At 55.2% G+C, this 26,553-nt stretch carries 25 protein-coding genes; 20 read left to right on the top strand and 5 right to left on the bottom strand.

Translation table 11 applies throughout. The annotated features are described in order from the left end of the window. Positions 1-233 precede the first annotated feature (233 nt). On the top strand, positions 234-2,153 hold the full coding sequence (gene pulA, locus Q4D85_RS05320) for a type I pullulanase (RefSeq protein ID WP_303198736.1): 1,920 nt from the start codon (positions 234-236) through the stop codon (positions 2,151-2,153). On the opposite strand, the gene Q4D85_RS05315 is transcribed toward pulA, so the two are convergent. Beyond that, the gene (locus Q4D85_RS05315; protein WP_303198734.1) at positions 2,150-3,748 is read right to left on the bottom strand and encodes an alpha-amylase family glycosyl hydrolase; all 1,599 of its coding nucleotides are present in this window, start codon (positions 3,746-3,748) and stop codon (positions 2,150-2,152) included. The two genes, pulA and Q4D85_RS05315, sit on opposite strands and share 4 nt — an antisense overlap. Before the next feature lie 38 nt (positions 3,749-3,786). Here Q4D85_RS05315 and Q4D85_RS05310 point away from each other — a divergent pair, with 38 nt between their 5' ends. From Q4D85_RS05310 to Q4D85_RS05255, 12 genes are all read left to right on the top strand, one after another. After that, complete coding sequence (locus Q4D85_RS05310; protein ID WP_303198732.1) at positions 3,787-4,080, top strand: hypothetical protein; 294 nt, start codon at positions 3,787-3,789, stop codon at positions 4,078-4,080. Between the two features lie 281 nt (positions 4,081-4,361). After that, positions 4,362-5,600 (top strand): extracellular solute-binding protein, encoded by a 1,239-nt coding sequence (locus tag Q4D85_RS05305; RefSeq protein WP_303198730.1) that lies wholly within the window; start codon positions 4,362-4,364, stop codon positions 5,598-5,600. A gap of 293 nt (positions 5,601-5,893) precedes the next feature. Then, the gene (locus Q4D85_RS05300) at positions 5,894-7,216 is read left to right on the top strand and encodes a carbohydrate ABC transporter permease (protein WP_303198777.1); all 1,323 of its coding nucleotides are present in this window, start codon (positions 5,894-5,896) and stop codon (positions 7,214-7,216) included. A gap of 23 nt (positions 7,217-7,239) precedes the next feature. After that, positions 7,240-8,094 (top strand): sugar ABC transporter permease, encoded by an 855-nt coding sequence (locus Q4D85_RS05295; protein WP_303198775.1) that lies wholly within the window; start codon positions 7,240-7,242, stop codon positions 8,092-8,094. Between the two features lie 78 nt (positions 8,095-8,172). Continuing rightward, a complete protein-coding gene (locus Q4D85_RS05290) occupies positions 8,173-8,901 on the top strand; it encodes a hypothetical protein (RefSeq protein WP_303198728.1) in 729 nt (242 codons plus the stop codon). A gap of 363 nt (positions 8,902-9,264) precedes the next feature. Then, the gene (gene rpsL / locus Q4D85_RS05285; protein WP_047261122.1) at positions 9,265-9,636 is read left to right on the top strand and encodes a 30S ribosomal protein S12; all 372 of its coding nucleotides are present in this window, start codon (positions 9,265-9,267) and stop codon (positions 9,634-9,636) included. A gap of 5 nt (positions 9,637-9,641) precedes the next feature. Further along, the gene (rpsG, locus tag Q4D85_RS05280; RefSeq protein ID WP_047261123.1) at positions 9,642-10,109 is read left to right on the top strand and encodes a 30S ribosomal protein S7; all 468 of its coding nucleotides are present in this window, start codon (positions 9,642-9,644) and stop codon (positions 10,107-10,109) included. 285 nt (positions 10,110-10,394) lie between these two features. Beyond that, the gene (gene fusA, locus Q4D85_RS05275) at positions 10,395-12,467 is read left to right on the top strand and encodes an elongation factor G (RefSeq protein ID WP_303198772.1); all 2,073 of its coding nucleotides are present in this window, start codon (positions 10,395-10,397) and stop codon (positions 12,465-12,467) included. Positions 12,468-12,793: 326 nt separating this feature from the next. Beyond that, positions 12,794-13,987, top strand: a complete 1,194-nt coding sequence (gene tuf, locus Q4D85_RS05270) for an elongation factor Tu (RefSeq protein WP_047261124.1) — start codon at positions 12,794-12,796, stop codon at positions 13,985-13,987. A 185-nt stretch (positions 13,988-14,172) separates the two neighbouring features. Continuing rightward, complete coding sequence (locus tag Q4D85_RS05265; RefSeq protein WP_303198724.1) at positions 14,173-14,994, top strand: TrmH family RNA methyltransferase; 822 nt, start codon at positions 14,173-14,175, stop codon at positions 14,992-14,994. 225 nt (positions 14,995-15,219) lie between these two features. Next, a complete protein-coding gene (locus tag Q4D85_RS05260) occupies positions 15,220-15,846 on the top strand; it encodes a hypothetical protein (RefSeq protein WP_303198722.1) in 627 nt (208 codons plus the stop codon). Between the two features lie 71 nt (positions 15,847-15,917). Continuing rightward, positions 15,918-16,448 (top strand): DUF421 domain-containing protein, encoded by a 531-nt coding sequence (locus tag Q4D85_RS05255; RefSeq protein WP_303198720.1) that lies wholly within the window; start codon positions 15,918-15,920, stop codon positions 16,446-16,448. A 59-nt stretch (positions 16,449-16,507) separates the two neighbouring features. Here Q4D85_RS05255 and Q4D85_RS05250 read toward each other — a convergent pair whose 3' ends face one another. From Q4D85_RS05250 to Q4D85_RS05235, 4 genes are all read right to left on the bottom strand, one after another. After that, entirely contained in the window at positions 16,508-18,199 is a 1,692-nt protein-coding gene (locus Q4D85_RS05250; protein ID WP_303198719.1) for an ABC transporter family substrate-binding protein, read from the bottom strand. 125 nt (positions 18,200-18,324) lie between these two features. Further along, positions 18,325-20,238: an ABC transporter ATP-binding protein gene (locus tag Q4D85_RS05245; protein ID WP_303198717.1), complete on the bottom strand. Its 1,914-nt coding sequence runs from the start codon at positions 20,236-20,238 to the stop codon at positions 18,325-18,327. Further along, entirely contained in the window at positions 20,235-21,167 is a 933-nt protein-coding gene (locus tag Q4D85_RS05240; RefSeq protein ID WP_303198716.1) for an ABC transporter permease, read from the bottom strand. Before Q4D85_RS05240 ends, Q4D85_RS05245 begins: the two co-directional genes overlap by 4 nt. Positions 21,168-21,169: 2 nt before the next feature. Beyond that, a complete protein-coding gene (locus tag Q4D85_RS05235; RefSeq protein ID WP_303198714.1) occupies positions 21,170-22,153 on the bottom strand; it encodes an ABC transporter permease in 984 nt (327 codons plus the stop codon). A 930-nt stretch (positions 22,154-23,083) separates the two neighbouring features. Between Q4D85_RS05235 and rpsJ the strand changes: the two genes are divergently transcribed. Genes rpsJ through rplV form a run of 7 tightly spaced genes read left to right on the top strand, consistent with a single transcriptional unit; the run spans position 23,084 to position 26,552 of the window. Then, positions 23,084-23,389, top strand: coding sequence for a 30S ribosomal protein S10 (rpsJ, locus tag Q4D85_RS05230; protein ID WP_047261131.1), 306 nt, complete (start codon positions 23,084-23,086; stop codon positions 23,387-23,389). Between the two features lie 32 nt (positions 23,390-23,421). Then, the gene (gene rplC / locus Q4D85_RS05225) at positions 23,422-24,078 is read left to right on the top strand and encodes a 50S ribosomal protein L3 (protein ID WP_047261132.1); all 657 of its coding nucleotides are present in this window, start codon (positions 23,422-23,424) and stop codon (positions 24,076-24,078) included. Continuing rightward, positions 24,075-24,728: a 50S ribosomal protein L4 gene (rplD, locus tag Q4D85_RS05220; RefSeq protein WP_303198711.1), complete on the top strand. Its 654-nt coding sequence runs from the start codon at positions 24,075-24,077 to the stop codon at positions 24,726-24,728. Before rplC ends, rplD begins: the two co-directional genes overlap by 4 nt. Next, positions 24,728-25,030 (top strand): 50S ribosomal protein L23, encoded by a 303-nt coding sequence (gene rplW, locus Q4D85_RS05215; protein ID WP_047261134.1) that lies wholly within the window; start codon positions 24,728-24,730, stop codon positions 25,028-25,030. The genes rplD and rplW overlap by 1 nt, the downstream gene beginning before the upstream one ends. Before the next feature lie 24 nt (positions 25,031-25,054). After that, a complete protein-coding gene (rplB, locus tag Q4D85_RS05210; protein WP_303198709.1) occupies positions 25,055-25,897 on the top strand; it encodes a 50S ribosomal protein L2 in 843 nt (280 codons plus the stop codon). Positions 25,898-25,913: 16 nt separating this feature from the next. Next, on the top strand, positions 25,914-26,192 hold the full coding sequence (rpsS, locus tag Q4D85_RS05205) for a 30S ribosomal protein S19 (protein ID WP_047261136.1): 279 nt from the start codon (positions 25,914-25,916) through the stop codon (positions 26,190-26,192). A 3-nt stretch (positions 26,193-26,195) separates the two neighbouring features. Then, a complete protein-coding gene (rplV, locus tag Q4D85_RS05200; RefSeq protein ID WP_303198706.1) occupies positions 26,196-26,552 on the top strand; it encodes a 50S ribosomal protein L22 in 357 nt (118 codons plus the stop codon). The last annotated feature ends 1 nt before the right edge of the window (position 26,553 follow it).

Below are 26,553 nucleotides of genomic sequence, written 5' to 3'. Positions count from 1 at the left end.
TTTTATTTTTTATAGGAAAAACCGGTATAAAATAATCGGGTTTTTGTCGGTAGTTGGTTTGTCACTCAAAAGACCTTGTGTAGTAGTCTGCAAATGATAAACATCAGACAGATTCAGGTTTCCAGGGCAGATTTCGCGAATTTAACACTGTTCATCTGCGGTTAATGGTGGAACCTGGCCCGGCGTTAAGCTGGGCAAGACGTAAGAATTAGGTATGAAGGGAAGGATTCAGCATGCAAACCTATAGTCATGTGGATTTGCATTCCGCTGAGTTTAACGAGCGGTTTTTCTTTGATGGCGAACTCGGTGCCATCCACGCTGAAGCGGGCACCACGTTCCGGTTGTGGGCGCCCACCGCACAATCCGTGGAACTGATTCTGCACACCGGTCCGGCCATCGGCTCCTACCTCATGACGCGCGGCGATCGTGGGCAGTGGGAATTGTTCGTTTCCGGTGACACGGATCTGGTGGAATACACCTACCAGTTGACGTTCCCGGACGGAAAACGCGTGGAATCGGTCGACCCCTACGCCCGGTCCGTCACCGCAAACGGTGAGCGCGGCGTCGTTATAAACGTCGACAAGCTTATCGGGCAGGCGCACCGGCTACCTAGCTTCGAGCACGCCTCTGACGCCATCATCTACGAAGCGCACGTGCGGGATCTGACGATCTCGCCCGAAAACGGCATCACCCACAAGGGTAAGTTTTTGGGGCTCACCGAGCCAGGCACCCGCACCAGCCACAATAACCCCTCGGGCTTGGATTATCTGTCCGGCTTGGGAATCACCCACGTGCAGTTGCTGCCGATTTTCGATTTCGGTTCCGTGGACGAGGTGGGGGATCTCTCCTTCGATTCCCAATACAACTGGGGCTACGACCCGGTGCATTACAACGTGCCGGAAGGCTCCTACGCCACCGACCCGGCGAACCCTGTGTCACGGGTGGCCGAATTCAAGCAGATGGTCGATGCCCTGCATTCCCGTGGGCTGCGGGTAATCATGGACGTGGTGTACAACCATGTTTACGAGACCGAAAACTCGCCGCTGCAGCGCACCGTGCCGGGCTATTATTTCCGGATGGACGCGGACGGTAACTTCCACAACGCCACCGGCTGCGGTAACGAAACCGCGTCCGAGCAGCTCATGATGCGTAAATACATCGTGGATTCGGTGGTGTACTGGGCCAAGACCTTCGGCCTTGATGGTTTCCGCTTCGACCTCATGGGAATCCACGATGTGGACACCATGAATGCGGTGCGTGCCGCGCTGGATGAGATCGATCCGGGCATCATCGTGATCGGCGAAGGGTGGGCCATGGGCAATCACCCGGAAGGCGTTCTGGGCGCGCACCAGGGCAATGGGCATCTCATGCCACGGGTAGGCATGTTCAACGACTTCTACCGCGATATTGTCAAGGGGTCCAATTTCACGGCTTCCGACCCCGGCTTCGTCTCGGGTTGTGCCGGTGCCATGGACTGCGCCCAGTCGAGCGCCGGTGCGCTTTTCGACGCCCTGCTCGGCGCGCCAGCGAACCGCGGTTATTTGGAGGCGGCGCAGTCCGTTATCTACAACGAAGCGCACGATAACTGGACCATGTTTGATAAGCTGCGGGGCACTCGCACCCTGGTGTGGGCCAGCGACGATGACATTGCCAAGCGCCACACGTTGGCGACTAGCTTGCAGTACGTGGGGCGGGGTATCTTGTTCCTCCATGCCGGTCAGGAATTCCTTCGCACCAAGTACGGTGACGAGAATTCGTACCGAAGCCCAGACTCGATCAACTGCTTCGATTACGACCGCGCGGCCACCTTCGCTAACGAAACGAAATTCGTGCGCGACCTCAATCGCTTCCGACAGAAGTATCAGTGGATGCGTCAGTCGGACTACGAACAGATCAAGTCCTCCTCGCACTTGGTTCACGCCGAAGGCCTGCACTTAAGCTTCCGGGTGACTGACGGTTTTGGCAAGAATCGCGATGCGATCGTCCTGGTCAACGCCAATTGCAATCACTGGTCGCACCCGGTAACCGCCGGTAAGTACCGCGTGCATATCAACGACGGCTCGGTATCCGACGAACCCGTGGATATTGCATTAAGCCACGAATTCGTCGTTCCGCCGCTGCGGCTCGTTGTGCTGGAGCAAATCTCCGCTTAAGCCGAATGGTTGTGGCTGATAACGATCGCCGAGGTCGGCGGCAACGTCACAACCGTATCGTCGATCGTCGCGCCACCAATTGCGGCGGTCGGCCAGCCGCGCGATGCGGGCTCGGTCAATTGCGTATTGCCGGGGTTGATGATGATGGTGATTTCTTGCGCGTCCGTCCAGCGTCGATAAGCCATGCACCGTGGATTAACGGTGCTTAACCGCTCGAAACCGCCTGACGCCTGCAGCGCCTTGTGCTTGCGGCGCAAGCTGATAAAGTCCCGGACCGTTTCTAGCATGCTTTCCGGCACGCCGATTTGCTTGTCGACGCTAGGCGCTGCCGGGTCCGGATCGACCGGAATATACAACTGCTCAGCATCGGCGGTGGAGAAGCCGAAGTTCTCCGCCTCGCTGTCCCACTGCATGGGGCTGCGGGAACCGGTGCGGGCATAGCCGCCCTCGGTGGTCGGCACATCCAGGTACCGCATCCCAATTTCATCGCCGTAATAGATAAACGGCACGCCTGGCATGGTGAGCAAGAAGAGGAAGAACAGCTTCCGTTCCTCCTCCGATAGTCGGGGAGCTACCCGTGGGGTGTCGTGATTTCCCGAAATCAGGGAAAAGAACCCGCCGCGCTCGCGGGCTGCCGATTCCTGCGGGAGATAGCAGTCGAAGAATACATCGGCTGGGGTGTCGGAGTCCGTGGCAAAATAGCTGGTATCGGTGCCACCGAAGTGGTCATCGGTATCGCGTAGCAAGAGGTTATAGCCATTGCGGGGCCAGTCGAGATAGAAGTCCATGTCGAAACCCGCGTCCAACGCCTGCCACGGTTTGCCCCATTCGGAGACGAAAGCAGCTTCGGGGAAGTCCGTCCGCACCTGGGCGAAAATGTCCTGCCAGACGGTGATCGTGCACGGTTTGTCCTCGCCATCGAACTTGACCAAGGAATCGGCCATGTCTACCCGGAAACCGTCGCAGCCCAAGGACAACCAGTAGCGCATGACCTCTGCCATCGCCTTGCGGTTTTCTAGTGGGCCTGCTGCGGAAATGTCCTGTTGCCAGGGGCGATCCTTGTGGTTGAACCCGTAATTGAGGGCGGGTTGGGATTTGAAGAAATTCAAAATATAGGTGCCATTGCGGTCGTATTCACCGCCGATAAACGGCAGGCCAGCCCCGTTGTCGAAGGCATGGGAAGTCCAGATGTACCGGTTAGAAAACTCATTGGGTTCCACCTCGGCGCTGCGCTGAAACCACTGGTGTTGTTCGCTGGTATGCCCGGGTACAAGATCCAACAGCACCCGAATATCGCGCATGTGTGCTTGGACGAGCAGCTCTTTAAAGTCGGAATGGTTGCCGTAGCGCTCCGCGATGGTGTAGTAGTCGCGCACGTCGTAACCTGCGTCTTTAAACGGCGAGTCGAAAATGGGGTTCAACCACAGTGCGGTGATACCCAGTTCTTTCAAGTAATCCAGCTTCGCGGTGATCCCGGGCAAGTCACCAATGCCATCGCCATTGGTGTCGTAGAAGCTTTGTGGATAGATCTCGTAGAAAACCGCTGATTCCAACCAGTCTGGGAGGGGGAATCGCGGTGATGGGAAATTGGTCATGGTTTTGATCTTAAGGTTGCCGCCGCGAAGGGCACCACATGAACTGGTGTGAATTATTCTTTTCCGTGTTGAAGTGGGCAAAATTCGGGCGTGTTCGGCGGGGTAAAAACTGCAAAAAACAGAAAAATTTCCGGAATTTCCTGCCCGAATCGCCAGACGGGGGTGCAATGGTGGGCGACGCTTTTGAAAAAGCAAAAGTTCTATTGATTTGCGTGGTTTTGGTTTGCCTTTTTCGTTTGGTTTTAGGTGGGAAACAACTGTGGGGAAGGGGGATTTCTGCGGCGCAAAAGGGGCTAACCGGGTGTGACATTTTTCATGGAAATTCGGGGTGAAAAGGGGTTTTGTCGATAACCGTTAGGGGATGTGTTGTAGATCGCAATCGCAGTTTTTAGTTGATGCTATCACTGTGCTTAAATCGGACAATGAGGCTTGAATGCTTTTGGGTTTTGTGGTGAAGCGTTGTGAAACCAACGTGATCCCACCAAAGAACGAAAGTGCTCACAAAACAAAATACGTTGGGTCGCACACACCGCAATAAACTTCTGCGGCGCGACCACCGTCGGTTCGACGCTGACGCTGCGGCCCAGTTGAATAGAAAGTGGTGAATTTCACTATGGCATTCACGAAGCGGAAGGCTTTTGCCGCGATCATGGCGGCAACCATTGGTTCCGTAAGCTTGGTTGCTTGCTCCAACTCCTCCGAGTCCGCCTCTGGTGGCGGCGACGCTACCGGTTCTGTAACTCTTACCGTGTGGACCTCTCAGGAAGATCAGACCAACAACGACGCCTGGTTGCAGACCATGCAGGCTAAGTTCGAGGAAGCCAACCCCGATCTTGACATCACCTGGAAGAACTCAGTCGTTTCCGCAGCAGACGCGGAAAGCACCGTGAGCCAGGATCCGTCCGCCGCCGCTGACGTGTACCTATTCGCCAATGACCAGCTGGGCTCCCTGCTGTCCTCTGGTGCTATCGGCGAGCTTTCCGATAGTGGTGAAAAGCAACTGAAAGAACAGACCGAGGAAAACCTCGCTAACTCCGTCAAGCACACCGACGGCAGCTACTACGGTCTGCCATACGAGCCAAACACCTGGTTCATGTACTACGACAAGTCCAAGCTGAGCGAAGAAGACGTCAAGTCCTTCGACACCATGCTGGAAAAGGCAAAGGTTTCCTTCCCAATGTCTAACTCGTGGTACCTGGGCGCCTTCTACGCTGGCGCTGGTGCTACCTTCTTCGGTGCTGATGGTCTCGATGAGTCCGCTGGCATTCAGGCAGGCGACAAGGCAGCCGCTGTGACCAAGTACCTGGCTGGCGTTGTTGAGAACCCGAACTTCATCAACGATGTCGAAGGTTCCGGCATGGGATCGCTGGGCACCAACGTTGACGTTGTATTCTCCGGCGCATGGGACGCAAAGAACGCTGAGCAGGCCCTCGGCGACAACTTGGGTGTTGCCTCGCTTCCTACCTTCAAGCTCGATGGTGAGGACGTTCAGATCAAGGCCTTCTCCGGCTCCAAGGCTGTTGCCTACAACCCGAACACCCAGTCGCCACAGGTAGCTGCTATGTTCGCGGAGTTCCTTGCTTCCGCTGATTCGCAGAAGGTTCACTACGAAAAGAACGGTGTTGTTCCGGCTGACAAGAGCCTGGCGACCGACGCCACCATTTCCAAGGACCCAGTCGCAGTAGCACTGTTCGATACCGTCGCTAACGCTTCCATTCTGCAGCCAACCTTCAAGTCGATGTCCGACTTCTGGGATCCAGCAGAAAACTTCGGTAAGGCTCTGGTTAACCGCGAAGTAACCGCTGATAACGCAGACGAGAAGACCGAAGCATGGTTCTCTAGCTACAAGTAAGCCAGGCATTCGCCGCTGTGCATCGTGTAAGCCCCGTGCGGCTTACAACCTACTAGCCCGAAACGCCGTGACTTCCACGATACGGCGCTTCGGGTTTTAAAAATTTTCGTAGAGGAGCACTTAGCTTTTCGACGCTTGTCGCCACTGGTTGCGGACGGCGCGGGAAGCGTCGAAAAGCTAAATGCTCCTCGCAAGAAAGGAGAAGGTCCATGAAGGTGGGCGTTGTGAATAAAAACACTGTGCCAAACCCACTGGAACGCGACCAATGTTGCACGCTGAAAGCTGATTACGGCATGGGGCCCGCCCGGATGAACGGCGACCTTTATACCAAGCTTTCCGCAGTTATCTTTGGCCTGGGAAACATAGTCCGCAAGCAGTACCTCAAGGGTTTGCTGTTTCTCGCCATCGAAATCGTGAGCATCGCGTGGTTTATCACTATCGGCTTTTCCAAAATCGCGGCGCTTCCCGAACTCGGCGGCAACGGCGAACAAACCCGTGAGAAAGTGAACGGATTCTGGGTCTATACCCAATCCGACCCATCGGTCGTTGTGTTGCTCCATGGCGTGGCCGCGATTGCCCTCATCATCGCCTTTATCTGGTTCGCCACGGTATCCTTCCGAAGCGCCTATAAAGCCCAGGTGCAGGTGAATAACACCGGCCGCGCTAGGACATTCATTGAGGATCTTAAGGCGCTTACCGATTCCGATGCGCATATCCTGCTCATGTCGCTGCCGACGCTGGGCATTCTCATGTTCACGGTTTTGCCATTGATCTTCATGATCTCGATGGCTTTTACCAGCTACGACTCCAAAAACACCCTCTATTTCAAGTGGGTCGGCCTGGAGAACTTCGGCAAGGTGTTCTCCAATGAAGGCGGAACTGTCAACCTTCAGCTGTTCTTAGGCGTTTTGACCTGGACCTTGGTGTGGGCGTTCTTTGCCACCTTCCTTAACTACTTCATGGGCATGTTCTTGGCCATGCTCATTAACCGCAAAACCACCTGGGGCAAAGGGGTATGGCGCGCGATCTTCTCGCTCTCGATCGCGGTGCCGCAATTCGCCTCCCTCTTGGTGCTGCGTTCGATGCTGCAACCGCAAGGCGCGGTCAACCGATTGCTGATGGAAATCGGCCTGACGGACACCCCGCTGCCGTTCTTTACCGATGCAACCTGGGCCCGAGTCACCGTTATCGTCATTAACCTGTGGATCGGTATCCCATACACCATCATGCAGGTCACCGGAATCTTGCAGAATATCCCGGGCGAACTGTACGAGGCCGCCCGCCTAGATGGCGCTTCGTGGTGGCAGACTTACCGCTACGTCACCATGCCGTACATGCTGTTCGTCATGACGCCGTATCTGATCACGACGTTTACCGCCAACGTTAATAACTTCAACGTTATCTACATGCTTTCCGGTGGTGACCCCACCCCGGTTGGCGCATCGGCGGGCCAAACGGACTTGCTGATTACCTGGCTGTATAAGCTCACCGTGGACAAGGGCGACTACAACGTCGGTGCCGTCATCGGTATCTTGACGTTCATCGTGCTCAGCGTGGTTGCCCTCATCACCTATCGTCGCTCCGGCTCGTACCGCAATGAGGAGGGATTCCAGTGACCGGAACCGCACGCAGCGAAAAAATGCATAATCAACGCACCGCCCGTCGGGTCGCGGACTTCGCCACCCACTTATTCCTCGGCGTGCTGGCGATCATCTGGGTGATGCCGATCGTGTGGGTGGTTTTGGAAAGCTTCAATAAATCCACCGCACCCTACCAGCCCACGTTCTTCCCTCGGGAGTACAGCCTGAATAACTACAAACAGCTATTCACAGAAACCTCCGTTCTGAACTTCCCCAAGATGTTCATGAACACCCTCATCATTGCGATCTTCACCTGCCTGATCTCGGTGACCTTCGTATTGATCGTGTCGTTCTGCCTGTCCCGGATGCGATTCCGCTTCCGCAAGATATACATGAACATCGCGCTGATCCTGGGCATGTTCCCCAGCATCATGGCCGTTGTCGCTATCTACTTCATCCTCAAGGCACTGGGTCTTACCGGTGGCGGGCTTACGAATATCGCTCTGATTATCGTGTACTCGGCCGGTTCCGGCATGACCTTCTATGTGATGAAGGGATACATGGATACCATCCCGATGTCGCTGGATGAAGCCGCCTATCTGGATGGCTGCACCCGGTGGCAGGTATTCCGGCTGATTATTCTGCCAATCGCGAAGCCAATGATCGTCTACCAGGCCATCATCGGGTTCCTCACCCCGTGGCTGGACTTCGTTTTGGCGAAAGCCATCGCCCGCACCCAAGATAACTACACGGTGTCGTTGGGTCTGTGGAAGATGCTGGAAAAGGAATACATCCACGACTGGTTCGCCCGGTTCGCCGCCGGTGCGGTCTGCGTGTCCATTCCGATCGTCATCCTGTTCATCGTCATGCAGCGCTACTACCAAGAATCGATGGCCGGATCCGTGAAGGGATAAAGGTACAACGTTTGTACTCATGGGGCATCTTAAGTGGATGCCCCATTTTCGTGCCGTGGCTTAGAATAACTACTCATCATGACCAATACCGCTTCACCATCTGGCTTTAAAATTCCGGCCTACTTCGTGCTCACCGGCGTGTTTTTGCTGGCGCAGGTATGCGCGATCGTTGCGGAAAAGCACACCGTCGCCGACGTTTCCGCCGCTAGCTTTTCGACGCTCACCGCCGTCATCCTCATCGAACTCGTCAGTTGGGCGGCACTGCCAATCGTGGCCTTCCTGCTCTTCACAAGTTTTCAACGCTTCGGCCTGAGCTTGCGGTTATTGGGCGTTTTGGTCGGGCTAAGCATCATCACCGAAATTGCCTATGACCTCGCCATCAGCGGAACGTTTATCGACATGAAAAGCCAGAACTTTATCTGGGCGACCGTTTTATGTTTCATCATCGCGGCCGCCGATACTCACCTTAAAACCAAGCCGCGTACCAGCTATGTCGCCGCCATGGCTGCGGTGGTAGTGGCCGCGCTGATGTGGGCGGTTCTGTTTAACATTGGGCTGCGATTGAGTTTCGTCTACACCGGCGTGGTACTCATCGCCCTTTTCCTCATTTTCCACTACCTTCATGGCCGGGAAAACACCATGATGATGACAGCCGCACTCGTTGGTGCTTCTTTCGGCATCAGCCCTGCGGTCGGTGTTATTTTCCTCCACTATCGAACCGAGAACCTTGGTGAGACTTCGACCTGGCCACATCCAATAATCATGCTGATCTACCCGGCGGCATTATGTGCGGCTAGTCTGCTATAGCGGCCTAGTGTGGGGTCGTTGGAGAATGGTAAATGTGCGTAGTTTTTGTTCTAGAGCCTCACGCTGAAGTTTTCGCCGAAGATTTGACTAGGGGTGCAAATCTGTATAGGCTGCATTGAAGTCCCACATGTATATGTGTTGGGAGCCTCAAGTTTTGCCTGATGGTTTATCCATTATGGAAGTGGAACATCAACGATTGTTGGTTGTTTTCTTAACTTGATGGAACACACGGAAGCGGCCCCGGAAAAGAGCCCCTATTTTCGTTTGTATAGGGTCTTTAGGGGGTAGGTGTGTGCCACGGTAAAACTGCAAAGCATAAGGTTTCTCCCTCAAGAGAAATATAAAAATATAGAAAGACGGTTCATGCCAACAATTCAGCAGCTGGTCCGTAAGGGCCGCCACGATAAGCCTGCAAAGGTGAAGACCGCTGCGCTGAAGGGTTCCCCACAGCGTCGTGGCGTGTGCACTCGTGTGTACACCACCACCCCTAAGAAGCCTAACTCCGCACTGCGTAAGGTCGCTCGTGTGCGCCTGACCTCTGGCATTGAGGTTTCCGCATACATCCCAGGTGAGGGCCACAACCTCCAGGAGCACTCCATGGTGCTCGTTCGTGGTGGTCGTGTGAAGGACCTCCCAGGTGTTCGCTACAAGATCATCCGCGGCGCACTGGACACCCAGGGCGTTAAGGATCGTAAGCAGGCTCGTTCCCGCTACGGCGCAAAGAAGGAGAAGTAATCTAAATGCGTAAGAATAGAGCTCCAAAGCGCCCTATCGTCAACGACCCAGTATATGGTTCTGAGGTTGTTACCCAGCTGGTGAACAAGGTTCTGAAGGACGGCAAGAAGTCCGTCGCTGAGCGTATCGTCTACGGTGCTTTGGAAAAGTGCAAGGAAAAGACCGGTACCGACCCAGTTCTGACCCTGGAAAAGGCCCTCGGCAATATCAAGCCTGAGTTCGAGGTTCGTTCCCGCCGCGTTGGTGGCGCAACCTACCAGGTTCCGGTTGAGGTTCGCCCAGCTCGTGCAAACACCCTTGCTCTGCGTTGGTTGGTGACCTTCACCCGTCAGCGTCGTGAGAACACCATGATCGAGCGTCTCGCTAACGAGATTCTGGATGCAGCAAATGGTTTGGGTGCTTCCGTGAAGCGTCGCGAAGATACCCACAAGATGGCAGAAGCCAACCGCGCGTTCGCTCACTACCGCTGGTAATCATCGCCACGACCGTCGAAAAGTGATAGTCAATGACCCAACCGGAGATGAACGCACCGGCTTTCACCGCCAGGCTTTCCTGGTTGGGTCTTATTGTCACTTGGACGACGCGTCATACCAACTACCACGTTGGTGCGTAAAGATTTCGCCACACACTGGCAAAATTGAACAAACACTACCCGTAGTGAGTTCCGCCAAACTGGAACTCCAGCTACATAAGTTAGGACAATCGTGGCACCACAAGAAGTGCTTAAGGATCTGAACAAGGTCCGCAACATCGGCATCATGGCCCACATCGATGCTGGTAAGACCACCACAACCGAGCGTATCCTCTTCTACACCGGTATCAACCGCAAGGTGGGCGAAACCCACGACGGCGGCGCAACCACCGACTGGATGGAGCAGGAAAAAGAGCGCGGTATCACCATTACCTCCGCTGCTGTTACCTGTTTCTGGAACGGTAACCAGATCAACATCATCGACACCCCTGGTCACGTTGACTTCACCGTTGAGGTTGAGCGTTCCCTGCGTGTTCTCGACGGCGCAGTTGCTGTTTTCGACGGCAAGGAAGGCGTTGAGCCGCAGTCCGAGCAGGTGTGGCGCCAGGCTGCTAAGTACGACGTTCCTCGTATCTGCTTCGTGAACAAGATGGACAAGCTCGGTGCTGACTTCTACTACACCGTGCAGACCATCATCGACCGCTTGGGCGCTAAGCCATTGGTTCTTCAGCTGCCTATCGGTGCTGAGGATGACTTCGACGGCGTTGTCGACCTGGTGAACATGCGTGCCATCACCTGGCGTGGCAAGGTCGAGACCGGTGCGGAACCAACCATCGAGGAAATCCCAGCCGACCTGCAGGACAAGGCCGAAGAGTACCGCGAGAAGCTGCTCGAAGCTGTTGCTGAGTCCGATGAAGAACTCATGGAGAAGTACTTCGGTGGCGAAGAACTGACCATCGAGGAGATCAAGGGCGCCATCCGCAAGATGACCGTCAACTCCGAGATCTACCCAGTGCTGTGCGGTACCGCTTACCGCAACAAGGGTGTTCAGCCGCTTCTCGACGCGGTTATCGACTACCTGCCTAACCCACTGGACATCGGTGAAGTTGTTGGCCACGCTGTTGGCGACGAGTCCACCAAGGTTGTTCGTAAGCCTTCCGTTGATGAACCGTTCGCAGCTCTTGCGTTCAAGATCGCCGTGCACCCATTCTTCGGTAAGCTCACCTTCGTTCGTGTGTACTCCGGTCTCGTTGAGCCAGGCGCACAGGTTTCTAACTCCACCAAGGGTAAGAAAGAGCGCATCGGTAAGCTGTTCCAGATGCACGCCAACAAGGAAAACCCAGTTGACGAGGCACGCGCTGGTAACATCTACGCGTTCATCGGTCTGAAGGACACCACCACTGGTGACACCCTCTGCGACGCAAACAACCCAATCATCCTCGAGTCCATGGACTTCCCGGATCCGGTTATCAAGGTTTCCATCGAGCCTAAGACCAAGTCCGACCAGGAGAAGCTGGGTCTGGCTATCCAGAAGCTGGCTGAAGAAGACCCAACCTTCACCGTTGAGCTTGACTCCGAGTCCGGCCAGACCGTTATTGGCGGCATGGGCGAGCTTCACCTCGACGTTCTGGTTGACCGCATGAAGCGCGAATTCAAGGTTGAAGCTAACGTTGGTAACCCACAGGTTGCATACCGTGAGACCATCCGTAAGCCAGTCGAGAAGATCGAATACACCCACAAGAAGCAGACCGGTGGTTCCGGTCAGTTCGCGAAGGTTATCGTTGCTCTCGAGCCATACGCACCAGAGCCAGAGACCTTGGAAGAGGGCGAGTCCGCAATCTACAAGTTCGAAAGCGCTGTTACCGGTGGTCGTGTTCCAAAGGAATACATCCCATCCGTGGACGCAGGTATCCAGGACGCAATGCAGTACGGTTTCTTGGCTGGCTTCCCGCTGGTGAACATCAAGGCAACCCTGCTCGACGGTGCATACCACGAAGTTGACTCCTCCGAAATGGCCTTCAAGCTCGCCGGTTCCCAGGCATTGAAGGAAGGCGTTGCTAAGGCAAAGCCAGTCCTGCTTGAGCCAGTGATGGCTGTTGAGGTCATTACTCCGGAAGAGTACATGGGCGAAGTTGTGGGCGACATTAACTCCCGTCGTGGTCAGGTCAACGCTATGGATGACCGTGCTGGCGCCAAGGTTGTTAAGGCTAAGGTTCCGCTGTCTGAGATGTTCGGTTACGTTGGTGACCTGCGGTCCAAGACCCAGGGTCGTGCTAACTACACCATGATCTTCGACTCCTACGCTGAGGTTCCAACCAACGTTGCAGCAGACATCATTGCTGAGCGCACTGGTTCTTAAAACCCCTAGCGGGTTTTAGGGCACAACCCCAGCTTTAACGGACGGTTCCCGCCGTGCCAAGCGGGAACTCGCTCCGAAATTGGGGGTAGCGGCCTTCTAAGGCATTGAGTTACACTCTAGGTTTTAGACGGCCGTTACCCTGAAAGATTCCTAGAATATTCCGGTAGCGGTTTGAAAAACTAGCGCTGGGCGCTTAGGATCATGTAATTGGCACATTTGTAATAGCTGTGCTGCCAGGCTGCCGAATTAGCAGCTAGAATGTACAGCACTGATCAAACCCGTGGCTGCGAGTTTCGTAGCCACCACGAAGTCCAGGAGGACAACTAGTGGCAAAGGCAAAGTTCGAGCGTACTAAGCCTCACGTAAACATCGGTACCATCGGTCACGTTGACCACGGTAAGACCACCACCACCGCTGCTATCACCAAGGTTCTGGCTGACGCATACCCAGACCTGAACGAAGCTTTCGCTTTCGACGCCATCGACAAGGCTCCGGAAGAAAAAGAGCGCGGTATCACCATTAACATCTCCCACGTGGAGTACCAGACCGAGAAGCGCCACTACGCACACGTTGACGCTCCAGGTCACGCCGACTACATCAAGAACATGATTACCGGTGCTGCTCAGATGGACGGCGCAATCCTCGTTGTTGCTGCTACCGACGGTCCTATGCCGCAGACCCGTGAGCACGTTCTGTTGGCTCGCCAGGTTGGTGTTCCTTACATCCTCGTTGCACTGAACAAGTGTGACTCCCCAGACGTTGATGAAGAAATCATCGAGCTGGTTGAGCTTGAGCTTCGTGAGCTGCTCGCTGAGCAGGATTACGATGAGGAAGCACCGATCATCCAGATCTCCGCTCTGAAGGCGCTCGAGGGCGATCCTAAGTGGACCCAGGCTATCCTCGACCTCATGCAGGCTTGCGATGACTCCATTCCAGATCCTGTTCGTGAGACCGACAAGCCATTCCTCATGCCTATCGAGGACATCTTCACCATCACCGGCCGCGGTACCGTTGTTACCGGTCGTGTTGAGCGCGGTTCCTTGAACGTTAACGAAGACGTTGAGATCATCGGTATCAAGGAAAAGTCCACCACCACCACCGTTACCGGTATCGAGATGTTCCGTAAGCTTCTCGACTACACCGAAGCTGGCGACAACTGTGGTCTGCTTCTCCGTGGTATCAAGCGTGACGAAGTTGAGCGCGGTCAGGTTGTTGTTAAGCCAGGCGCTTACACCCCTCACACCGAGTTCGAAGCTTCCGTTTACGTTCTGTCCAAGGATGAAGGTGGCCGCCACACCCCATTCTTCGACAACTACCGCCCACAGTTCTACTTCCGCACCACCGACGTTACCGGTGTTGTGAAGCTTCCTGAGGGCACCGAGATGGTTATGCCTGGCGACAACGTCGACATGACCGTTACCCTGATCCAGCCAGTTGCTATGGACGAAGGTCTGCGCTTCGCTATCCGCGAAGGCTCCCGTACCGTTGGCGCTGGTCGTGTCACCAAGATCCTGAAGTAATCTCACTTCCGCCACACACATCGTGGCAGCAGTGATCCTTCGCGATCTTTTTTCAAAAGCCCCATCTCGCTTCGGCGAGGTGGGGCTCTTGTGCTGTTTGCCTTGCTGTTTATAGCCGCAGGGCGGTAAGTTAGGGGGACGTGTGTGCGTCGACAAGCACAATTGGTTTTCCGAAAGGGTACTTCGTGGACAACAAGGACGAGCTCGGTCAATTGCCAGTGTGCCATGCCTCGGATATCCGCCTGGTGCGGGTAAAGGAGACACTGCGTAACCGCGACCTCAACCCGACCTTATTCGTTATCGACGATGAGGATAACATCCTCCAGGCGGCCCGCGCGGGGGTCGAGCTGCTTGGGGTTTTTATAAGTTCCAACGCGCACCCTCCCGCAGGTTTTCTAGACAATCCAGTGCTGTCTGGCGCGGATATCGCGTGCGTGGCGCATACTGATGTGCGCGACATCTTCGGCTCGGAGCGGCTGTCGCGGGTGTTTGCGTTAGCTAGGTGGCACGATCGGCCGCAGCTAACTGATATTCTCGATCGGCCGGGGGACATTATTGTGCTCGATGGGGTGCGTTTGGTGGGCAATATCGGCGCGATTATTCGCAACGCTTGTGCATTTCGCGCCGCGGGGGTGGTAGTGGTTGATAGCGGCCTGTCGGATTTGGTCGACCGGCGGCTGATTCGCGCCAGCCGGGGTACGGTGTTTTCCATCCCGGTCGTGTTTGCGGAACCAGAAGAAGCCGTGGCCCAGGCGCGGGCCAAGGATATTCCGCTCGCGGTGTTGGACGGGGGCGCTGAGCACGCAATCACCGAGATCGGGGGATTGGCACCGCGTGTTGGTTTGGTGCTGGGCAGCGAGAAAACCGGGCCGTCGTTAATTATGCATGAAGCCGCGACCTCGCGATATCGGATCGACATTAGTTCAGCGATTGAGTCGTTGAATGTTTCGGTGGCTGCCGCAATTGCCATGTACGAGCGTGCCAGGTCAGCTTTGCAACGTTTTTAACCCGGTAACCTCATCATGCCGTGATGTAACGATAGTCGCTGTAGTAATCGGTTGGGCAACGGAATAATTTCGATTCCATTGATGTTGAAAGATGTACAGCATGGTTATGACCCACAGAAAAGTTCTTAGCGTTTTTCGGGACTTAATCCAATGCCTGTCAATTCATTTTGCTGGTAAACGTTGAATAGTTACTGGCATGAGCCATCGACATGAAAGGATTATCAAATGTACCTCCGATTACGAAAGAACGTGGCAGCCCTTGCAGTAGCGACTATGTTTATGGGTTCTTTAAGCAACCTTACGTCAGCTTCAGCCGTTGAGAATCCTCAGCAGGATGTGTCTTATTCATCCCAAGATCAAATGCCAGAAACTGGCTCTCATGAAACTGCTGTTACCTCAGGCGTAGCTTCTGAATCAGAAACTGATCTACCTGCTAAGGAATCAGTGCAATCGATTCCGATCAATTTCAACGTCAACCCAAGTCGATTGAGCGTGGGGGAGACGACAACGATTGAAGTCACACTAGCCCCTGGTGAGGGCGACATGATGGAATTACCAGATGCACTTCCCATCATGATTGGTGATTCAACAGTGCAGGCAATGCGCGTTGGGGATAGTGCGACCTACCGAACCACCTACACCCCAACGATGGCGGGAAGAATTACGATAGGGACGTTTTTCGGCGATTCTACGGCGTTTACCGTAATCATTGTTTCTGAGAAAGCTCAGCCCGGTGGCAGTTCTTCTTCGGGTACATGGAAAATTGTTGGTGGCATTCTAGGTGCATTGGGTGCAATCGGAGCTTTGATTGCAGGGGCGTTAAGCTTTCTGCCGCGTATTTTCAAGTTCTAAACCGGAACACCTGACTGTATCGCATGCAACCTTGGCGGTACAGTGAAAATGTGGACCGGCTACTGACATTCATGACAACCCAACTCACCATCGAGCCATGGCGAATCCCCGTGGTTGTCATGAGTGGGGTAGGAATCTACTTCGCGTTCTTGGTGCTGGTACGCATATTCGGCTCCCGGATTTTAGCAAAAATGACCACCTTTGATGCGGTGGTCATTGTCATGTTCGGGGCAGTTGCTGGCCGTGTTATCGTCGGCCACCCGCCGACGCTCGCCTCCGGCGTCATCGGCCTGATAACGCTCATGGTGCTGGAAGCAGTCTTCGGCATCGCACGCGGCGTCGGGCCGATTCGGGCAGCATTGGACGGACGGCCGCAGGTTGTGGTCGCCAATGGTGAGATCATCATGAAACAAATCCGCAAAAGCCATATTTCTCGCTCCGACATCAAGCACGCAGTGCGGCGCGCTGGAATCCCCAATATGAAATACGTGCAGCTTATGATCCTTGAGCCGACCGGCGAGCTGTCCATCTTCCGTACCGGCGAACCCGTCGACCCCGACCTGCTTAAGGGTGTGGCTGGGGTGGAATATTTATACCCATAACCCCAAAAAACCGGGGCATGGCTTCGGACTGAAGCAATGTCCCGGTTATCGGTGGTTACTTAGCTGGCGTCTTTAGCCCAGCCGATGTCTTCCATAGCGACGGAAGCGAAACCATATGCGCCGTAGTTGGCCAGGCCTTTCTTGGTACCAACCAAGTTAGGGCCGTTGTACATTGGCATGATGCCGTACTGTTCGAAGGCTTCCTTTTCCAGCTTGTTTGCTTCAGCGATTTGCTCTTCAGCGGTTGGAAGCTTCTGCAATGCGTCAATCTTGGCGTCCAATTCTGGGCTGCCGGTGCCGGAGCGATTCAGCTCCGAGTCCGACTTGTAGGTCTGGCCGAAGAATGCGGTGCCCCACGGAGAGGAAGAAGAGAATCCCATTGGGAAAATATCAAAGTCCTTTTTGGTTATAACCTTCGAGAAGTCGGAGCTTGGGCGCTCTTCGATCTTCACGTCAATGCCGACGTCTTTCAGCATCTTCTGGACAGCGGAAGCCATGGATTTGATGATTTGGTTATCGCCGATGACGATGTACCGGAGGGACAGCTTCTCGCCGTCCTTTTCGCGGATGCCGTCAGCGCCTTCAACCCAGCCGGCTTCGTCGAGAAGCTTCTTGGCCTTTTCTGGATCGTAGGAAACAACCGAACCGAAGTTATCCTCGTAGCCTTCCTGGGTCTGGTACAGGAAGAAGGAGCCTGGAAGCTTTTCGGTGTAGTCGAGGCCATTGAAGCGGATGGCCGCTACCTGGGCACGGTCAATGCCGGCGAAGACTGCTTCACGGACCTTCACGTCCTTGAGCTGTGGTGCCTGAGCATTCAGCGTGAGTAGCGAATTGGAGTTTTGCAGCGCGCCGCGGATGTCGATGGCATCGCCCATGGACTGAGCTACGGCCAGGTTGTCTTTATTGGCTACGCGAGTGGAGTCAATTTCGCCGGCTTTGAAGGCGTTGATCATGGCCTTGTCTTCCATCTGACGGAAGGTGACCTTGTCCAGCTTTGGCTTATCGCCCCACCATTTCTCGTTAGGTACGAAGGTGACGGTGCCGCCGTTTGGATCCCACTTTTCTACCTTGAACGGACCGCCGCCCCACTCGTCGTGTGGGTTATTGATGAAGCCTTCGTTGAAGATTTCAGGGGTGTTCACTGCGGGGTGCAGAAGACCGCTGAATACTTGCTGCCACCATGGGTAGGTTCCGTTGAACTTCACAACGGCTTGCTTATCGGACTCGCCGCGCTCCACCGATTCGATGAGGTCGTAACCATCGGTGGAAGAAACCTGGAGGTCCGGGTTGGAGCCATTGGTCATCTTCCAGGTGTGCTCAAAGGCCTTCCAGTCGATAGGGGTTCCGTCGTTGAAGGTTGCCTTCTCGTGGATGTCGTAGGTGACAACGAGCTTGCCGTCGACAACCTCGTCCTTAACGCTCGTTAGGTAGTCCGGGTTCGGCTCCCAATCGCCCTTGCCGTTGAGCAGGGTTAGCTTTGGGTGAATCCAGTAATTGAGGTCACGGGCGTACCGGGTGGAGTTGCCGTGCGAATCATTCATCTGCTCGGAGATTTCTTCGATCGGCAGTACCAGTTCACCGCCGTCCTTGATCTGGTCGCGGTCTAATTCGTTGTAATCGCCAGCTAGATTAACTTCAACTTTGGCCTTGCCTGATGAAGAGCCGCCTTCGCCGTTAGATGCGCAGGCACCTAGGGTCAATGCAGCGACCGACAAGGTTGCCATCGCAGCGATGCGAATGTTCTTTTTCATACTGCGTTGATCCTCCTTCGTTTTTTAAGGGGGTGGGGATAATGCTGGAAGGAATCTTCCAGCAGGTCTATGTGGCTGAGTGGTAGTTGTTGGTGGAGACGTTATGTCAGCGCCAACACCTACGACTAAGCCGAGTCTTCCGTGTACTTTGTGCGTACCTGATTCCGTCCCACGGTAGGGTCTGGGATCGGAATGGCAGACAACAAAGCTTTGGTGTACGCATGTTGCGGGTTGTCGAAAATGTCATCAACTGCGCCTTCTTCCACGAACTCGCCCTTATACATAACCGCCACGCGGTCGGAAAGGTGCCGAACAACGGACAGGTCGTGGGCGACGAAGAGGTACGACAAACCTAGCTTCCGCTTGAGATCGTCCAAAAGGTTAATCACGCCTGCTTGGATAGAGACATCCAACGCGGATACCGGCTCGTCCAACACGATGACGCTGGGGTTCGTCGCCAATGCACGGGCCAGGCCGATGCGCTGCCGCTGACCACCGGAGAAATGCCCCGGGAAGCGGTCGATCTGGGAGGCATCCAAACCAACGAGTTTCATCAGCTCCGCGACGCGCTCATCAATGTCGCCGTCGTATCCCAGAGATTGCAACGGTTCCGCGATAACCTCCCGGACGGTAAGCCGGGGGTTTAGCGAACTCATGGGGTCCTGGAACACGATTTGGATATCTTTGCGGGCTTCGCGGCGTTGTTTGCTCGTCATGCTCGCGGCATCGACGCCATTGAGCACCACCGAGCCGTTTTTCGGGTTGAGATCCATGATCTCAAGCAGCGTTGTTGTTTTGCCGCAGCCAGACTCGCCCACAATGGCCATGCATTCACCAGCGCGAATGTCGAAGCTAATGCCGTTGACGGCCTTGACGGAACCGACTCGACGTTTGATGATCGAACCTTTCACCAGCGGGAATTCCTTGGTGAGGTTGTCAACTTGCAAGGTGACTGTGCGCTCAGAACGCGGAATGTCCGCCAAAAGATCCGGCGATTGCTCCGGGATTTTAAACATCTTCTGCCCGTCTATTTCGCCGTCGACGATTTCGTCGGCGCGCACGCAAGCAGCGGTGTGGTTGTCGTGCTTTTCGACGCTGCGTAGTTGCGGTTCCCCCGCCAAACACTGGTCAATGGCGACAGGGCAGCGAACCGCAAATTGGCATTGGTCCTTGAGATCGACCAGGATGGGCGGATTACCCGAGATCGGCGTGAGCGGTTCTTCCGAAGACACGTCTGGTCGTGGCGTCGATCCCAGCAGCCCCACGGTGTAGGGCATACGTGGTTGGCCAAACAAGGTATAGACGTCCGCCTGTTCTACGGGGCGACCGGCGTACATAACCATGACGTCGTCGGCAATTCCCGCCACGACACCCATATCGTGGGTGATCATGATGGTGGCCGCGCCGGTTTCTTGCTGCGCGATCTTGATGACATCAAGAATCTGCGCCTGAATGGTCACATCCAGTGCGGTTGTCGGTTCGTCCGCTATCAGAACTTTGGGGTTATTCGCGATGGCGATGGCGATCACCACGCGCTGCCGCATACCGCCGGAAAACTCATGAGGGAAGGAACGGATTCGCTTCTGGGGTTCCTTGATTCCCACCAAGTCCAGAAGCTCGATTGCCTGCTTGGTCGCTTGTTGCTTGGAAACTTTTTGGTGGGCTTGAATCGCCTCGACTAACTGCGTGCCGATGTCGAATACGGGCGTGAGAGCCGACAGCGGGTCTTGGAAAATCATGCCGATGCCCTTGCCACGAATCTTCGACATTTGGGTATCAGTCTTTCCGATGAGTTCTTCGCCCGCGAACTTCACCGAACCGGTGATGGTTGCGTATTGCGGCAATAGTCCCATCACAGCCATGGACGTTACGGATTTGCCGGAGCCAGATTCACCAACGATACCGAGGGTGCGGCCGGGGTACAGGTCGAAGCTGACACCACGGACTGCAGAGACCTTTCCCGCCTCGGATGGGAAGGAGACATTAAGGTCAGATACAGAAAGAACTGGTTGGGGTGTAGAAGTATCAGGGGAGATCATGCCTTGCCTCCGGACTTGGAATTGGGGTCAAGCGCATCGCGCAGGCCGTCAGCGATCAGTGCCATAGAAACGGTGAGTAAGGTAAGCGCACCGGCAGGGAAGTAGAAGTTCCACGGGGCTGTCAAAAGTGAAGACGTACCGCCAGAGAGCAACGTACCTAAGGAGACATCGGGAAGCTTCACACCCAAGCCCAGGAAGGACAAGGCGGTTTCCGACATAACAGTGGCGACGACACCGAGGACGAACTGGATAACAAGTAACGAGCCGATGTTCGGCAACATGTGGCGAATGATGATCAGCGGGCGAGACACACCCATGTACTTAGCGGCCCGCACGAAATCATTCTCCCGAACGGTCAGCGATAGCGACCAAATGACACGGGAGGGGAACATCCAGCCGAAGGCGATGAGCACGACGATCAGAAGTTTCCAGTCGCCGCCCGAATCGGAAACCAGAAGGGCGAGCAGGAGGAAGGACGGAATGGCCATCATGAAGTGGATGATGGCCAGAACCACGGCCTCGACTTTCCCGCCATACAACGCAGCACCAGCGCCGATGAGAGCGGAAAGAATGGTGCTGGCCAGGGACACGGAAATAGCGATGACCATCGACCGGCCCAGGCCGTGGGCAGTTTGGGCGAATAGGTCATGGCCGGAATCGGTGGTGCCGAACCAGTGTTCCGGAGACGGAGGGGCGCTGAGATTTAAAAAGTCCGGGTCGAAGAAATCCCAGGCGCTGAGCTTCTCGCCGAAGATGGCGATGAGGGTGAGAAACGCGAAAATTACTAGGCCGACAGCAGCGGGTTTGTTACGGAAAAACCGCCGCACATACAGCTTGTACCGAGAGGTGCCCCGCACGACTTTTACGGGGTCATCTGCGGTCACGGGGGTGGCGTCGAGCACCTGGTCGTGGGCTTTTTCAGAACTCATAGTTAACTCACCCGAACTCGTGGATCAAGGGCAACAACAACAATGTCGGCGAGGATTGCGGATACACCGGTCATGGCGGCACCGAACGCTGCCACAGCTACCGCGCCGTGAACATCGTTTCGAGCGATCGTCTCAACAAAATACTGACCCATGCCCTTCCACGCGAAGATCTTTTCCGTCATTACCGCGCCGGTGAAAATGCCGGGAACCGAGAACGCCACCGAGGTAGCGACCGGAATGATCGAGGTGCGCAGCGCGTGTCGTCGAATAGCTTGGGCGCGGGTTAACCCCTTGGCGCGTGCGGTTCGGACATAGTCCGCGCCGAGATTATCAAGCAGGAGAGTGCGTTGGGTGAGGTGATACGAAGCGTAGGAAATGATCAACAGTGACGCGGTCGGTAGGATTAAATGCTGGCCCAAATCGATGAGTCGGTTGAAGAAACCGGTCACGTCTGGCGAGGCGGCGCCGGTGACATAGAAAACCCGGACACCAGTCCATTCGTTAATCTTTAATGCCAGCCACACAACCAGGATCGATGCAACCACAACGTGTGTATTCAACGCCACGATGGAAACGGCTTGCCATGCCCTATCCGCGAACTTGTATTGGCGAGAGGCGGTGTAAACACCAATCGCGACGCCTACGACCACGGCGAGAATAGTTGCCAGGAGCAATAGCTGCGCGGAGACCCAAATGCGGTAAGAGATTTGTTCGTTGATGGAATCGCCGATCGGAGACCTTCCCCAATCCCAATGGAGAAGGATATTGGTAAGCCATGTCCACCACCGCTCAACTATAGGAGTGTCTGGGTTGAGGTTGTATGGTTCCAGCAGGTTGGCGACCTGTTCTGGGCTTAGCGGTGGACGTCGCCCGATGTAATTCGATCGCGGATCCAAAAAGGATGCCGCGAGGAAAAACGTCAGGTTCGTCGCCAAGAAAACAATGAGCATCCAGCTCAGGGTCTTCCTCAGCAAATACTTGAACATGGTGTCTCCACGATGGGTTCTGACAAAGGGATAGGTTTCGCACGTAAAAAATGCGAAAACGCAGTGCACAGGCATAAATGCAAGCGTTTGACATAAATCTACTCCCGCAGTTTCGTTAGTCACAATTGCGGGAGGTGGCCGATGCTTGCATATATGCGAGCTGCGTCACAATCTTACTAAAAGATTAACTTATCTAAAAACTTCGAGCGTGAGCTGTCACGGCCCCTAGTTGGTCGCATTTTTCCTTTTCATGGCAAAAATATCGGTGGAAAAACCCTATAAATCATACGGTGTACTGGAGGTGGAAATAGGTTATTTCAGTCGAAAATATAGGGATTTGCTAAGGTGCATAAAATTTCGCGACCTGGGGGCGTCGAAAAGCGGGCGGGGTGCGGAGCTAAAAACTTTAGCTTTTCGACGCCCTGAGGTTGCGTTTGGAGAGTATGCATGATTTAATAATCAGGTTGCCTTAACAGGATTGCTATCAGTGCTGGTAGGGCAAACATGACACCTTCACTGGTGTGAAGTCCCAACCCGTGCGGTTGGGTTTTCAAAACCATGGAAGGACCTTCAAGGTTTCTGGGCGATATCCAGTTCATACCTTGAGGGCCGGAAAAGTGAAGAGCATGGCAAATAAACAGCGGCAGTATACGAAAGAGATCCCACGCTTATCACGAGCATTAAGATCCCTTCCGGCTTGGCACACATCTGGGTCTTGTACCCCAGGGGTGGAAGCTTCAAGGAAATGCGGTGAAAGTTTATTTGCTTTGACCTTAAGCGTTTCCGGCAAGTCGTTTTAAGACAAGTCAAGTTAAGAACTGGCGTTGCGCTTTAGGCCCTTAAAACTGGTCCGGACAACGTTATAGAGATAGATGAAGCGATTCCCACCACTCCATTTGCGATGTGGGACAAGCGAGGAAGAGGATAAGCGTGGCGGGAGAAAAGATCCGCATTCGCCTGAAGGCTTACGACCACCAGGCAATCGACGTGGCTGCACGTAAGATTGTCGAAACCGTGACCCGTGCCGGGGCACGCGTTGTGGGCCCAGTGCCATTGCCAACCGAAAAGAACGTATACGCCGTTATTCGTTCCCCACACAAGTACAAGGATTCTCGCGAGCACTTCGAGATGCGCACTCATAAGCGCCTGATCGACATCCTCGACCCGACGCCGAAGACGGTTGAAGCGCTTATGCGTATTGACCTTCCGGCCAGCGTCGATGTGGACATTAAGTAATCGACGAGTTTCTTGGCTACGGAGAACAAATAATGAGTGAAACTGAGATCAAGGGCATTCTGGGCACCAAGCTCGGCATGACTCAGATCTTCGACGAGGAAAACCGGGTCATCCCAGTAACCGTCGTCGAGGCTGGTCCATGCGTAGTTACCCAGATTCGCACTGTAGAAACCGATGGCTACAACGCCATCCAGATCGCCTACGGCGACATTGACCCTCGCAAGGTAAACAAGCCACGCACCGGTCACTTCAATAAAGCAGGCGTTACCCCACGCCGCCATGTAGCCGAAATCCGCATGGATGACGTTTCCGGCTACGAGGTCGGCCAGGATGTCACCGTTGACATCTTCGAAGGCATCACCTTCGTTGACGTTACCGGCACCTCCAAGGGTAAGGGCTTCGCTGGTGGCATGAAGCGCCACGGCTTCGCCGGTCAGGGTGCATCCCACGGTAACCAGGCAGCACACCGCCGCGTCGGTGGCATCGGTGCCTGCGCTACCCCAGGTCGCATCTTCAAAGGCAAGCGCATGGCTGGCCGCATGGGTTCCGATCGCGTCACCACCCAGAATCTTAAGATTCAAAAGATCGACGCCGATGCCAACCTCATCCTGATCAAGGGTGCAATCCCGGGCAACCGTGGCGGCATCGTTACTGTTAAGACCGCAGTGAAGGGCGGTGCACACGCATGACCAATCTGAAATTGGACGTCCAGACCGCTGAGGGCAAGACCAACGGCACCGTTGAACTGCCAGCTGAGATCTTCGACCGCGAAGTCTCCATCCCGTTGATGCACCAGGTTGTCAACGCTCAGCTCGCTGCAAAGCGTCAGGGCACCCACTCCACCAAGACTCGTGGTGAAGTTCGTGGCGGTGGCCGCAAGCCATTCCGCCAGAAGGGCACCGGTCGCGCTCGCCAGGGTTCGATCCGCGCTCCTCACTTCGCTGGTGGTGGTATCGCACACGGCCCTAAGCCACGCGATTACAGCCAGCGCACCCCGAAGAAGATGATCAAGGCCGCTCTGTACGGTGCACTGTCGGACCGTGCTCGTAACGCACGCATCCACGTGGTCGAGGAACTGGTTCCTGGTCAGACTCCTTCTACTAAGTCCGCACGCGCGTTCATCGAGCGCCTGACCGATCGTCGTAACGTTCTGTTCGTCGTTGGTCGTGAGGACATCAATTCGCAGAAGAGTGCTCGTAACCTACCTAACGTTCACATCCTGTTCCAGGATCAGCTGAACACCTACGACGTTCTCAAGTCCGATGACGTTGTGTTCTCGGTCGAGGCTCTCACCGCCTTTATCGCCCGCGCTACCGGTGCGGATAAGGAGGAGAACTAATGGCTAAGATTGCAGACCCACGCGACATCATTCTCGCCCCGGTTGTCTCTGAGAAGTCTTACGGTTTGATGGAGGAAGGCACCTACGTGTTCTTCGTCGCAAAGACCGCTAACAAGACCGAAATCAAGATTGCCGTCGAGCAGATCTTCGGTGTGAAGGTCGCCTCCGTGAACACCCTTAACCGTGAGGGCAAGCGCAAGCGCACTCGCTCCGGTTTCGGTACCCGCAAGGCAACCAAGCGCGCCTACGTGACGCTTCGTGAGGGCAGCGACGCAATCGACATCTTTGGCGCTAGCGCTTAAGAAAGGTCGAGGTAAGGAAAAACTATGGCTATTCGTAAGTACAAGCCGACAACCCCGGGTCGCCGCCAGAGCTCCGTATCGATGTTCGAGGAGATCACTCGCTCGACCCCGGAGAAGTCCCTGGTTCGCCCACTTCCAAAGAAGGGTGGCCGTAACGTTCACGGCCACATCACCGTTCGCCACAAGGGTGGTGGACACAAGCGCCAGTACCGTCTGATCGACTTCCGTCGCAACGACAAAGATGGCATTCCGGCAAAGGTTGCTCACATCGAGTACGACCCGAACCGTACCGCCAACATCGCGTTGCTGCACTACGTCGACGGCGAAAAGCGCTACATCATCGCACCTAAGGGCCTCAAGCAGGGTCAGATGGTAGAGTCCGGCGCAACCGCCGACATCAAGGTTGGTAACAACCTGCCGCTGCGGAACATCCCAGCTGGTACCGTCATCCACTGCGTTGAGCTCAAGCCAGGCGCAGGCGCTAAGCTTGCCCGTTCCGCAGGTGCATCCATTCAGCTGCTCGGTAAGGCAGGCAAGTACGCTGTTCTGCGTATGCCTTCCTCTGAAATCCGCCGCGTGGACATCCGCTGCCGCGCCACCGTTGGTGAGGTCGGCAACGCCGATCAGATCAACATCCGGTGGGGTAAAGCTGGCCGTATGCGCTGGAAGGGCGTTCGCCCAACCGTGCGTGGTGTGGTCATGAACCCAGTGGATCACCCACATGGTGGTGGTGAAGGTAAGACCTCGGGTGGTCGTCACCCAGTTAGCCCATGGGGCAAGAAGGAAGGTCGCACCCGCAACCCGAACCGGTACAGCAACAACATGATCGTGCAGCGCCGCCGCACGAACAAGAGCAAGAAGCGCTAAGAGGAGGTAAGGAAAGATGCCACGCAGCCTTAAGAAGGGCCCGTTCGTTGATGAGCACCTCCTCGCGAAGGTCGATGCTCAGAACGAAAAGGGCACCAAGCAGGTTATTAAGACCTGGTCCCGTCGTTCCACCATTCTCCCCGACTTCATTGGTCACACCTTCGCCGTCCACGACGGTCGCAAGCATGTGCCAGTGTTCGTGGACGACTCCATGGTCGGCCACAAGCTCGGTGAGTTTGCACCAACCAAGACCTTCAAGGGTCACATTCAAGAAAAGAAGAAGGGACGTCGATAAGCGATGAGCGAAATCACATCCGCACGCGCGACTGCCCGCTTCGTTCGCGTAACCCCTATGAAGGCACGCCGTGTAATCGACTTGGTTCGCGGTAAGTCCGTTGAGGAAGCACTGGCAATCCTGAAGTACGCCCCACAGGCTGCTTCCGAGCCAGTAGCCAAGGTCGTTCAGTCCGCAGCTGCAAACGCTGAGAACAACTTCGGCCTTGACCGTCGCACCCTGGTTATCTCCGAGGCTTACGCCGACGAAGGCCCAACCATGCGTCGTTTCCGTCCACGCGCTCAGGGTCGCGCATTCCAGATCCGTAAGCGCACCAGCCACATCACCGTGGTTGTCGAGAGCCAGAAGGCAGGTGCATAAC

This window comes from Corynebacterium sp. (assembly GCF_030532965.1).
Taxonomy (GTDB): Bacteria; Actinomycetota; Actinomycetes; order Mycobacteriales; family Mycobacteriaceae; genus Corynebacterium.
The sequence above is the reverse complement of the archived record's forward strand: the minus strand, read 5'-3'. Positions and strand labels throughout refer to the sequence as shown.

What these genes read in the sequence shown, in the direction of transcription:
- pulA (WP_303198736.1), top strand. Translation starts at nt 234, where the DNA reads ATGCAAACCTATAGTCATGTGGATTTGCATTCCGCTGAGTTTAACGAG.
- Q4D85_RS05315 (WP_303198734.1), bottom strand. Translation starts at nt 3,748, where the DNA reads ATGACCAATTTCCCATCACCGCGATTCCCCCTCCCAGACTGGTTGGAA.
- Q4D85_RS05310 (WP_303198732.1), top strand. Translation starts at nt 3,787, where the DNA reads ATGAACTGGTGTGAATTATTCTTTTCCGTGTTGAAGTGGGCAAAATTC.
- Q4D85_RS05305 (WP_303198730.1), top strand. Translation starts at nt 4,362, where the DNA reads ATGGCATTCACGAAGCGGAAGGCTTTTGCCGCGATCATGGCGGCAACC.
- Q4D85_RS05300 (WP_303198777.1), top strand. Translation starts at nt 5,894, where the DNA reads ATGGGGCCCGCCCGGATGAACGGCGACCTTTATACCAAGCTTTCCGCA.
- Q4D85_RS05295 (WP_303198775.1), top strand. Translation starts at nt 7,240, where the DNA reads ATGCATAATCAACGCACCGCCCGTCGGGTCGCGGACTTCGCCACCCAC.
- Q4D85_RS05290 (WP_303198728.1), top strand. Translation starts at nt 8,173, where the DNA reads ATGACCAATACCGCTTCACCATCTGGCTTTAAAATTCCGGCCTACTTC.
- rpsL (WP_047261122.1), top strand. Translation starts at nt 9,265, where the DNA reads ATGCCAACAATTCAGCAGCTGGTCCGTAAGGGCCGCCACGATAAGCCT.
- rpsG (WP_047261123.1), top strand. Translation starts at nt 9,642, where the DNA reads ATGCGTAAGAATAGAGCTCCAAAGCGCCCTATCGTCAACGACCCAGTA.
- fusA (WP_303198772.1), top strand. Translation starts at nt 10,395, where the DNA reads ATGGCCCACATCGATGCTGGTAAGACCACCACAACCGAGCGTATCCTC.
- Q4D85_RS05260 (WP_303198722.1), top strand. Translation starts at nt 15,220, where the DNA reads ATGTACCTCCGATTACGAAAGAACGTGGCAGCCCTTGCAGTAGCGACT.
- Q4D85_RS05255 (WP_303198720.1), top strand. Translation starts at nt 15,918, where the DNA reads ATGACAACCCAACTCACCATCGAGCCATGGCGAATCCCCGTGGTTGTC.
- Q4D85_RS05250 (WP_303198719.1), bottom strand. Translation starts at nt 18,199, where the DNA reads ATGAAAAAGAACATTCGCATCGCTGCGATGGCAACCTTGTCGGTCGCT.
- Q4D85_RS05245 (WP_303198717.1), bottom strand. Translation starts at nt 20,238, where the DNA reads ATGATCTCCCCTGATACTTCTACACCCCAACCAGTTCTTTCTGTATCT.
- Q4D85_RS05240 (WP_303198716.1), bottom strand. Translation starts at nt 21,167, where the DNA reads ATGAGTTCTGAAAAAGCCCACGACCAGGTGCTCGACGCCACCCCCGTG.
- Q4D85_RS05235 (WP_303198714.1), bottom strand. Translation starts at nt 22,153, where the DNA reads ATGTTCAAGTATTTGCTGAGGAAGACCCTGAGCTGGATGCTCATTGTT.
- rplC (WP_047261132.1), top strand. Translation starts at nt 23,422, where the DNA reads ATGAGTGAAACTGAGATCAAGGGCATTCTGGGCACCAAGCTCGGCATG.
- rplD (WP_303198711.1), top strand. Translation starts at nt 24,075, where the DNA reads ATGACCAATCTGAAATTGGACGTCCAGACCGCTGAGGGCAAGACCAAC.
- rplW (WP_047261134.1), top strand. Translation starts at nt 24,728, where the DNA reads ATGGCTAAGATTGCAGACCCACGCGACATCATTCTCGCCCCGGTTGTC.
- rplB (WP_303198709.1), top strand. Translation starts at nt 25,055, where the DNA reads ATGGCTATTCGTAAGTACAAGCCGACAACCCCGGGTCGCCGCCAGAGC.
- rpsS (WP_047261136.1), top strand. Translation starts at nt 25,914, where the DNA reads ATGCCACGCAGCCTTAAGAAGGGCCCGTTCGTTGATGAGCACCTCCTC.
- rplV (WP_303198706.1), top strand. Translation starts at nt 26,196, where the DNA reads ATGAGCGAAATCACATCCGCACGCGCGACTGCCCGCTTCGTTCGCGTA.